We start from the raw sequence: 9,126 nt of genomic DNA, 5'->3' as shown, positions 1-9,126 counted from the left end.
CAGAAAAACTAATGCCGACGACAGGCATTAGCAACACCGATATTTACCGTATGCTTTACTTCACTCTTTTTGGTGAGAGAATTCCGCGCGACAGAGAGACAAACACCCGTACAGCCAGATGAGCTAAGTCAAGAAATTTGGCTGTCATCGCTATGCTGCTCAAAGGTTTCAGCTTACTAGTCCTGGGAGTAGATCTTCAGCAAGAGTAGCGATGGCGCTACTCTTGTTGACTCAAGATCTTATTTTGACTTCTGAGCTAGTAATTCCAAAAATTCAACTTGTGTCGGTGATTCTTCTAATGCCACCTTCTCTGGTATCTGAGTCAGGATGCTACTCTTGACTCCTGACGTACAAACAGGACTTACATAACACACTCCTTGAGTGCAGAACGCTACTACACTACCGTTGAGCGCTTCAAAAACAATACTACTTCCTGATTCTCGCTTCGTGACAGACATCTTAGAAACCTTCTATATCAACAACAGGTATAGGAGTTGAGCCGAGATGCGTGTAATTTAGTGCCACTTTACGGGAAATGCCTACGGAGTAAGCATTTCATTTGTACTACATTTAATTTTGCTGATGTCTGCTAATTGACAGTCTTCGGATGTAATTTCACCGAAAAATGGGGTTTATAGTCGGGAACTGCGAGGTAGGGCATTGACCAGAAATGAAGTTGCTCGGTTGATTGATGTGTGTAAGCAAGACTCAAATCCTGTAATGGGAGCTAGGGATGCGGCGCTGATGGCAATCCTGCGCGGCAGCGGACTGCGGCGGGAGGAAGCGGTGAATTTGGAGTTGCGAGATTTGAATGTTACTGACAGCTCCTTAAGAGTACGACAAGGCAAGGGGAATAAGGACAGGACTGTATACTTGCCACCGCTCCTGCTGTCGCTAGTCGAAGATTGGATTTCGGTAAGAGGTAGAACTAGGGGGGCGCTGCTGTGTCATGTCAGGAAGGGCAGACAAGTCATCGTGCGAAGTCTCACGCCTCAATCAGTTTGGCTGGTGCTGAAGAATCGAGCGCATGAGGCTGGCGTTGATGATTTTTCGCCTCATGATTTCCGACGCACCTTTATTTCAGAACTGCTGGATGCTGGGATTGATATTGTCACGGTGCAGCAGTTGGCAGGTCATGCCTCTCCAGAGCAAACCAGCAAATATGACCGACGTAAAGAGGAGACTAAACGCCGCGCCGTCTCCGTGTTGGATCTGTTGTGTTTGTAAAAATTTATGACAGGTGTAGGGATCGCCTCAAGTATAGATACAAATTATACATTCGAGTACGCTTCATAGTCTCCATAATGCCAAGCTATACCCGCAGTGAAAGCAGAAAAGGTAGTTCTCATGCTCTCCAAGTCAGTCAGCCCTATTCCTGTCACCGTGATTACTGGCTATCTTGGAGCAGGTAAAACAACGCTGCTGAACTCTATTCTGACGCACGAACACGGCTTAAAGGTAGCTGTAATCGTCAACGAATTTGGGGAAGTTGGTATTGACAGTCAACTTGTCGTTAATGCTGACGAAGAAATTTTGTCCATGAATAACGGCTGTATCTGCTGTACCGTTCGCGGCGACCTGATCCGCATTATTAGTAACTTACTAGAAAAACGATCGCGGTACGAAGCTAATAATGAGCAGGTGTCCCGCCCATTCGCTTCTTTTGACCATATAGTTATTGAAACCACTGGATTAGCCGATCCTGCTCCGGTGATTCAATCCTTTTTCGTGGATGAGATGATGCGATCGCGCTGTTCCCTAGATGCCGTCGTTACCGTAGTCGATGCCAAGCATATTTGGCAACATTGGGACACTGAGGAAGCTCAGGAACAGATTGCCTTTGCCGATGTCATCCTGCTCAACAAAATCGATCTCGTCGCTTCCAGTCAACTAGAAGAACTAGAACAACGGATTCGGAGCATGACTCCCTTTGCCAAGATCTACCGTACCCAAAACTGCGAGACGGATATGAATACAGTGCTGGGAATTAAAGCCTTCGATCTCAAACAAGCACTCAGCATAGAACCCGAATTACTGAATGAAACCGCTCACGAACACGATGAGTCCGTTTATTCTGTTTCTATTGTCGAACCTGGAATCGTCAGCGGCGATCGCCTCAATCGCTGGTTGAATCAGTTAGTTCAGGTTGAGGGAGCCAACATTTTTCGCATCAAAGGCATTCTTGATGTCGATGCAGAAGATCGTCGGTTTGTGTTTCAAGGAATTCATATGCTTTTGGACGGTAGACCAGGTAAACCCTGGAGAGCGGGAGAAACCCGTAGAAATGAGTTGGTGTTTATTGGTCGCAATTTAGATGCAGAGCGGTTAAAATGCGAGTTTCGAGCTTGTTTGGTAGAAGTATAAACGATCGCTTCACATTATCAAGAAATGCACACAAGCAGTAATAATCGTAACCTCAACTACAAACTTGGACTGAAAGCTCTTGATAGGTTGCTAGAAAAATCTATACATAGCCTCATCCTCTAGGTAAATGAATATGAAAAAACTGGAGGCATACAGTGTTAGTATTGGCGTTTTAGGTGCGCTCGATACTTATCTGACGGCAACCTTGATTAAAGTCCCCGTATGGGTAACGTTCATTGCCTGGGCTTCCTTCTTCATCTTGGGGGGAAAATTGGCAGGATTGAAACAGAGTATTGTCTCTAACCTAACGGGAATTGCGATCGCCTCGTTGACCTTGCTGGTAATTGCTGCAATAGATGACAATCCGCTGGTTGTTGCTATTTGCGTTGGGATGGGTAGTGCTGCAATGGTACAAGCTTCAAAACTACCAATTTTATCTGCCATTCCCGCGATCGTCTGGGGATTTGCCTCAACCGTTGGGACGACAATCGCCACCGACAAACCGATTACTACCGTCGGCATTGACAATCCTGCTTTAGTAGCAGCAACGGCAATGGTGCTAGGTGGCATTTTTGGCTACCTGTCCGAACGTTGGGGGGATGGTCTGACTACGCAAACACCAGCAAGGGAGCGTTCTCGCGTTTAGCAAGCTGGCGATCGTTTATCCCCTTAGAGGAAATGGTATGAAGTTACAGCATTACTTGGGCGGATTGGAAGGACTCGATGCGATCGAGTTTGAAAAGCGTGTATTTGTCGAACCTTGGGAAACCAGAATTTTTGGCATTCACGTTGCCATGATGGGGTTGAGCCAGCATTTGAGCGAAGCCTTACCGCAGTATCCAATGGCGCAAGTGCCAACACAATTTAAAAGTATCTGGACGTGGGCAGATCTGCGAAAAGGTGCAGAAGCCATGAACCCGTTCGATTACTTCCGATTTCGCTACTACGAAAAATGGTTGGGTGGGATCTGTGGGTTTTTTATTCAACAGGGGTACGTTTCCCAAGAAGAACTAGATAAACGAACGGCAATCTATTTGGAGAAAGCTGATGCGCCAATGCCTGCCGTACAGGAGCCTACAATTGACGACCAAGTAATTGAATATCTTCGCAGCGGCGATCCGGCAATTCGAGATGTGGACTACGCGCCACAATTTAGCGTTGGTCAGACAGTCAAAGTAAAAGACGTACCCACGACAGACCACACCCGCTTGCCAGGATATTTGCGTCACCAGGTTGGTGTGGTAGATAAAGTTTACCCTGGTGCTTACGCTTATCTTTGCTCCACGGGAGCTGATGGGTTGGGCGCTCCCATGTACGTTTACCGAGTCCGTTTCAATCCACAAGAGATTTGGGCAGAGTCGGAAGCGAATTCTTGGGTATATGCCGACTTGTTTGAAGTCTACGTTGAAGCTGCCGGAAATGATTAGACGATTGGAGGAGTATTTGTAGTGAGCGAACGTTTTAATTACGAACCCGAACGGGAGACTTACAGTGCAGCAAGGGTGAAAGCGCTGGAGTCATTATTGATTGAGAAAGGTATTATTAGTAGCGATACACTTGACAAAGTTCTCGACTTTTTTGAAACAGATTTTGGACCGTTTAACGGGGCGAAATTAGTAGCTAAAGCTTGGGTCGATCCAGAATTTAAAACCCGCCTGCTAGCAGATACTCCAGGGGCGATCGCCGAATTGGATTTTCCCCGTGGGATGACAGGAGCCGAGGGCGAATACATGGAGTTGGTAGAAAATACGCCAACGGTTCACAACCTGATTGTATGTACGCTCTGTTCTTGTTACCCGTGGTCCATGTTGGGACTGCCTCCCTACTGGTATAAAGACCCAACCTTTCGAGCCAGGGCGGTGAGGGAACCCCGTAAAGTTTTACAGGAATTTGGCTTAGAATTGGACGAATCGGTAGAAATTCGCGTTTGGGATAGTAGCGCCCAGATTCGTTGGTTTGTGCTACCGGAACGTCCAGCGGGAACGGAGAATCTGAGCGAGTCAGAACTAGCCACACTTATTACTCCAGAAGCCATGATGGGTGTGGCAAAGGTAGAAGCCCCTGCATCTTAATTAATTTTTTGGTAGAAAGCGATTATGCAGACTAAGTTTGAACACTTTGCCGTTACTAGCATGATGGGTAGCGAAACGTCCCCGCCTCGCAGTAATGGTTCGTTGAAATTTGACCGCGCTTGGGAAGAAAGAGCATTTGGCATCGCGATCGCCTTATCCAAAAAAGGATATTACGAGTGGGAAGAGTTTCGTCAAGAATTAATTGCGGCGATCGCCTCTTGGGAAGCTACCCATTGCACAGACGATCCCAGTTGGGACTATTATCAACGCTGGTTTGCGGCACTCGAACGCATGGCAATTGAGTCCGACCTCATTAGTAATGAAGAACTAGAAGCCCGAACAGTTGAAATATTGCAACAAGAAAATAGTAGTACTGGCAGCTAGTCAGGCAGAGCGACACGATCGCGAACGCTCTGGTACGACCCTGCCAGGAGGAAACCAAGCGCCGTCTCTGTATTAGAGACAGGGCTTATCCGTGCTTCGATCGCCCCGACAGCTAGGAATTCTTTAGGACTTCAAAATCCAATTTCTCTTGAGCGCGTCGATATTCCTGATATTGCTTATCCTTAAGGAGCCAGTACTTATCCACAGTCTTTTTCGCGATCGCTGCCCCTTCATACTCATCGCCTCCTTGCAAAATCAACCGCTCCCTTACCCGTTTACGCAAATCTGAGACAACTTTACCGTTGACTTTCCGAGTTTGCGACCAGTCCAACATAGGCGCGGGATAATGGCTTTCACCCTGATAAACTCCAGAGAGAATTTCGGGTAAGCTGTATCCTTGCAATTCTGGAACCCAGTGGTAGATGAATCTTAAGTCAGAATCTTTGTCTTCTATATTCTTATTCGGGTTGTAAATGCGGAAGGTATCGGACAGCGGGTTAGTCACCCCTGCCTGCATCTGCCACTGCCAGTTATCAATTGCCAAGTCACCATCAACCAGGTAGTTCATGTAGTGTCGCGCCCCGTGATGCCAGGAAACACCACAGTTAATAGTCAAGAAAGTGGCGCACATCGCCCTCATCCTGAAATTCATCCAGCCCATACTCTTGAGCTGTCGCATCGAAGCATCTACCAGCAGGAAGCCCGTTTGCCCCTCCTGCCATGCTTCAAATAATTCTTGTTTTTGGGGTGTTAGTGCATCCAGCGAATACCACTCGTCAAATTCAGGGTATCGGTTAGTGTGAGCGATTTCTGGATGGTGGTAGAGTCGTTGCGTAAAACTATCGCGCCACCGTAGGCGATAACTTCGTTAAGCTTCGCTAACGCGAAAGGCTTTGAGGGAGAATTCAGCTTTGGGCTGATTGGCTAATTCTGCTGCTCTAGCTTTGGTGCTTTGATAGACTTGTCGAGTTGATATCGTACCGAAAGCTATATGGGGCGAGAGATGAGACGTAGCGCCCTTTTGTGCCAGCCAGGGACGCGATAGCTTCCAGTGGTAGCCTTGATATCTGTTTTGGAGAAATGAGTCCAGTGTTGCGTTAGCGGAGCTTAACGAAGTTATCGCGTTTGTCTCTCCTCCATTGAAATATTTGCTATCTTCTTGCCAAAACTGACTGTACTTCTGCTTCAATTTCTCAAATGTCAACTGTGGCAAATTGAGAGACAGCTGTGGCGTGTTGATGTGGGTAGGAGCTGGATGTAAAGGTTGTCTCTGATAGGTGTAGTATTCTTCATACCAAGAGTCGCGACGATCTGACTCTTGCAGGAAACTACTCAAACCTAGATGATAGTCGAGATTTAGTTGACGGTAAAAGTCAAGGATAGTGCGTTAGCGAAGCTTAACGAAGTTATCGCGTTCGATCCCATACTCCACCTGTACGTCTCTGTTAAAGAAAAGCCTGGGTCGAATCCCTTGCTGTAGCAGTTCTCTGGTGAGCCTTTGGAGAATATATACACTATTTCCCTCAAACAGATACAGCTGACTATCTCGCTGCTTGAGATTCCGATCTAGATTTTCCAGCGACTCAAATAAAAACCTGACCCTTGCCTTACCTACATCCGGCTGTTGGTAAAACCAGGGATCGATGATAAAACAAGGTAAAACTTCGGCTTTGTCAGCTGCTGCTAGAGTGACGATTTCGTTGTCATTAAGTCGCAGGTCGCGGCGAAACCAAAGTACATGCATTGTTAGTTGCCCTATCTACCAAAGTCACTTGGATAACTCAGAATCCAGCTTATCGAGCAAATCAAGACCAGCCTTTAGATTTCCCCCAACTACCATCGCTCGAAATCGAGTTTCCGCATCAAACTCAGCCAAAGCAATAGTTGACAGCTCCTCAATTAGCTTGTTAACGCTGATGTTTCTTCGTTTTGCCAATTCTTTTAATCTTTCATGCTTGTCATCAGGTAAGCGAATTGTTAAAGTAGCCACTATGTTCCTCCTAACTTCAGATTAATAATTTCACTGGGTTTTTTAATTAAGACTTCAGGAAAAATCAATTGGGTTTGCTTAAAGTCTTTAGTATTGTTAGTAGCAATAATTTTAGCGTTGCCAGCCACAGCCAGTTCGATTAAATGATTATCAGCTTCGTCTCTTAGATTGGGTCGCCATAAGTAGTAAATGCGCGTCCACTCGCAAACACTCATAAAGGCAGCCAGAAGAGTTTGTATTTCTTCTGCTGATAGAGGACACGAGCGCAAGATTTCATCTCTACCAATAACTTGTTCGTATTCGCAGAACAAAGCATTTCCCATCAACGGTTGATATTTCCCTTGCAAACATTGTTTGAGAAGTTCTCGGCTTGCACCTTGAGAGCTAATTAAAGCACTGATAAATACGCTTGTGTCGATTACAATCCTGACTGTCATTTTACTATGATAGCATATGTGCTGCCACACTAGCTTTGAGTAGGATTAATTAATATATACGTACTATAAAATAGCTTGAGAAAGATTAGCGGTTTGATGGATCGAAATTTCGGTGATACTGATGTCCACTCTACCTGAATCCTCTCCTGTTACTACAACTCCCCAGCATGAATACCTTACGGGAGTGGTGGAACGGCTGACATTCCACTCAGAAGAATCTGGATAGACTGTAGCGCGGCTCAAGACAGCACAATCTCGTGACCTAATTACGATTGTCGGTGGCTTTGCCAACATCCAGGCGGGACAAACACTACAGCTAACTGGAGCGTGGCGGGATCATCCCCAGTACGGCGCACAGTTTCAAGTGACTTACTATAAGGAGACGAAGCCTGCCACGCTCACGGGCATAGAGAAATACTTAGGAAGTGGGTTAATAAAAGGAGTTGGACCAGTTACGGCAAAGCGCATTGTCGCTCACTTTGGTTTGCAAACACTCGATATTATTGAAACTCAAATAGAACGCTTGGTTGAAGTGCCTGGGATCGCAAAAAAGCGCATCAAAATGATTCAAAGCGCCTGGGAAACCCAAAAGGCGATTAAGGAAGTCATGCTTTTCCTTCAGAGTCACGGAGTTTCAACCACCTATGCCGTGAAGATTTATAAACAGTACAATGATGCAGCGATCGCAAAAGTCACCAATAATCCTTACCAACTGGCAACAGATATATATGGTATTGGCTTTATCACAGCCGATGCGATCGCTCGTAACTTGGGCATTGCTCCCGACTCCGAGTATAGGTATCGGGCGGGGATCGTTCACGTTTTGGGAGAAGCGGCGGAAGACGGACATTGTTTCTTGCCCCAAACAGAATTAATCGAGCAGGTAGTCAAGCGGTTGAGTATTAAAGATCACCAGCCGAACCCGCAGGCGATCTCCCAATTATTAATGCAAATGGGGATGGAAGAACAGTTAATAATGCAGGGGCATCGAGAGCATCAATTCGTCTACTATCAGCCATCGTTCTATTACAGCGAACAGAATTTAGCCGCGCAGCTTCACCATTTGCGATCGCAAATGGTGACAGTTGACTTACCCCGCGTGAGGAATTGGATCGAGCGATTCACCCAAGCTAAGGGGATTGAGCTTTCACCGCAACAGCAACAAGCAGTGGAGATGGCGGCGAGTCAACGTGTGACGATCCTTACGGGTGGTCCAGGTACGGGAAAGACCTTTTGCACTCGTACCATCGTCGCACTATGGAAAGCAATGGGCAAATCTATTGTCCTAGCATCCCCTACTGGTAGAGCTGCTCAACGGTTGAGTGAAGTGGCGGGAATGGAAGCCAAAACGATACACCGCTTGCTAGAGTTCGATCCCAAGACGATGAAGTTTAAGCGGGATGCGGATAATCCAATCGAAGCACGGGCGATTGTCGTAGACGAAGCCTCAATGCTCGATCTGTTTTTAGCCCATTCATTGCTCAAAGCGATCCCGCTTGACGCTCAACTATTGTTGGTGGGTGACATCGACCAACTTCCATCAGTCGGACCAGGCAACGTGCTAAGGGATTTGATCGCATCATTGCAAATCCCAGTCGTGCGGCTGACGCAAGTATTTCGACAAGCGGCAGCAAGTTACATTGTCAGCAACGCTCACCGGATCAACTCCGGTCAGTATCCGCTGTTAGAATCAGTTTCTCTCACTCCCAGCTCTGATTGTCTGTGGTTGGGTGCGCCAGACAATACTTCTCGGTTAAGATTTAAGCGGTGTCAGAAATAGAAAAGACAAGCTGTTGACATTGTGTTCCTTGATTGAGATGTGCTCGTTTCTTGGCAGGAAATTTTGACCTCGGTTTTTTGATGACACGAGGATTGACTC

11 protein-coding genes and 2 pseudogenes are annotated in these 9,126 nt (G+C 46.5%); 7 read left to right on the top strand and 6 right to left on the bottom strand.

Annotated features, from left to right (window positions below; all coding sequences use genetic code 11):
* Nucleotides 1-239 precede the first annotated feature (239 nt).
* Nucleotides 240-458, bottom strand: coding sequence for a hypothetical protein (locus tag ACRC32_RS09650; RefSeq protein WP_438553760.1), 219 nt, complete (start codon nucleotides 456-458; stop codon nucleotides 240-242).
* 202 nt (nucleotides 459-660) lie between these two features.
* On the opposite strand from ACRC32_RS09650, the gene ACRC32_RS09645 reads away from it, so the two are divergent.
* The 6 genes from ACRC32_RS09645 to ACRC32_RS09620 all read left to right on the top strand — a co-directional run bounded on the left by ACRC32_RS09645 (nucleotide 661) and on the right by ACRC32_RS09620 (nucleotide 4,820).
* Nucleotides 661-1,227: a tyrosine-type recombinase/integrase gene (locus ACRC32_RS09645; RefSeq protein WP_438553759.1), complete on the top strand. Its 567-nt coding sequence runs from the start codon at nucleotides 661-663 to the stop codon at nucleotides 1,225-1,227.
* Between the two features lie 120 nt (nucleotides 1,228-1,347).
* A complete protein-coding gene (locus ACRC32_RS09640; protein WP_438553758.1) occupies nucleotides 1,348-2,364 on the top strand; it encodes a CobW family GTP-binding protein in 1,017 nt (338 codons plus the stop codon).
* A 133-nt stretch (nucleotides 2,365-2,497) separates the two neighbouring features.
* On the top strand, nucleotides 2,498-3,010 hold the full coding sequence (locus ACRC32_RS09635) for a DUF1097 domain-containing protein (RefSeq protein WP_438553757.1): 513 nt from the start codon (nucleotides 2,498-2,500) through the stop codon (nucleotides 3,008-3,010).
* A 37-nt stretch (nucleotides 3,011-3,047) separates the two neighbouring features.
* The gene (gene nthB, locus ACRC32_RS09630) at nucleotides 3,048-3,791 is read left to right on the top strand and encodes a nitrile hydratase subunit beta (RefSeq protein WP_438553756.1); all 744 of its coding nucleotides are present in this window, start codon (nucleotides 3,048-3,050) and stop codon (nucleotides 3,789-3,791) included.
* 21 nt (nucleotides 3,792-3,812) lie between these two features.
* Nucleotides 3,813-4,436, top strand: coding sequence for a nitrile hydratase subunit alpha (gene nthA, locus ACRC32_RS09625; RefSeq protein ID WP_438553755.1), 624 nt, complete (start codon nucleotides 3,813-3,815; stop codon nucleotides 4,434-4,436).
* Between the two features lie 24 nt (nucleotides 4,437-4,460).
* Complete coding sequence (locus ACRC32_RS09620; RefSeq protein ID WP_438553754.1) at nucleotides 4,461-4,820, top strand: nitrile hydratase accessory protein; 360 nt, start codon at nucleotides 4,461-4,463, stop codon at nucleotides 4,818-4,820.
* A 112-nt stretch (nucleotides 4,821-4,932) separates the two neighbouring features.
* Here the strand turns inward: ACRC32_RS09620 and ACRC32_RS09615 are convergent.
* The 5 genes and pseudogenes from ACRC32_RS09615 to ACRC32_RS09595 all read right to left on the bottom strand — a co-directional run.
* Nucleotides 4,933-5,667: pseudogene (locus ACRC32_RS09615) on the bottom strand (FAD-binding domain-containing protein); the annotation flags it as partial.
* 21 nt (nucleotides 5,668-5,688) lie between these two features.
* A complete protein-coding gene (locus ACRC32_RS09610) occupies nucleotides 5,689-6,156 on the bottom strand; it encodes a hypothetical protein (protein WP_438553753.1) in 468 nt (155 codons plus the stop codon).
* Between the two features lie 51 nt (nucleotides 6,157-6,207).
* On the bottom strand, nucleotides 6,208-6,564 hold the full coding sequence (locus ACRC32_RS09605) for a deoxyribodipyrimidine photo-lyase (protein ID WP_438553752.1): 357 nt from the start codon (nucleotides 6,562-6,564) through the stop codon (nucleotides 6,208-6,210).
* A 24-nt stretch (nucleotides 6,565-6,588) separates the two neighbouring features.
* On the bottom strand, nucleotides 6,589-6,810 hold the full coding sequence (locus ACRC32_RS09600; RefSeq protein ID WP_438553751.1) for a ribbon-helix-helix protein, CopG family: 222 nt from the start codon (nucleotides 6,808-6,810) through the stop codon (nucleotides 6,589-6,591).
* Nucleotides 6,810-7,247: a putative toxin-antitoxin system toxin component, PIN family gene (locus ACRC32_RS09595; RefSeq protein WP_438553750.1), complete on the bottom strand. Its 438-nt coding sequence runs from the start codon at nucleotides 7,245-7,247 to the stop codon at nucleotides 6,810-6,812. Before ACRC32_RS09595 ends, ACRC32_RS09600 begins: the two co-directional genes overlap by 1 nt.
* A 121-nt stretch (nucleotides 7,248-7,368) precedes the next feature.
* Between ACRC32_RS09595 and recD2 the strand changes: the two are divergent.
* Nucleotides 7,369-8,979, top strand: a pseudogene (gene recD2 / locus ACRC32_RS09590) (SF1B family DNA helicase RecD2); the annotation flags it as partial.
* Nucleotides 8,980-9,126 lie beyond the last annotated feature (147 nt).

The sequence above is a fragment of the Chroococcidiopsis sp. genome (assembly GCF_051657925.1).
Lineage (GTDB): Bacteria > Cyanobacteriota > Cyanobacteriia > Cyanobacteriales > Chroococcidiopsidaceae > Chroococcidiopsis.
Note: the sequence above shows the minus strand (reverse complement) of the source record. Positions and strands in the feature narration are given on the sequence as shown.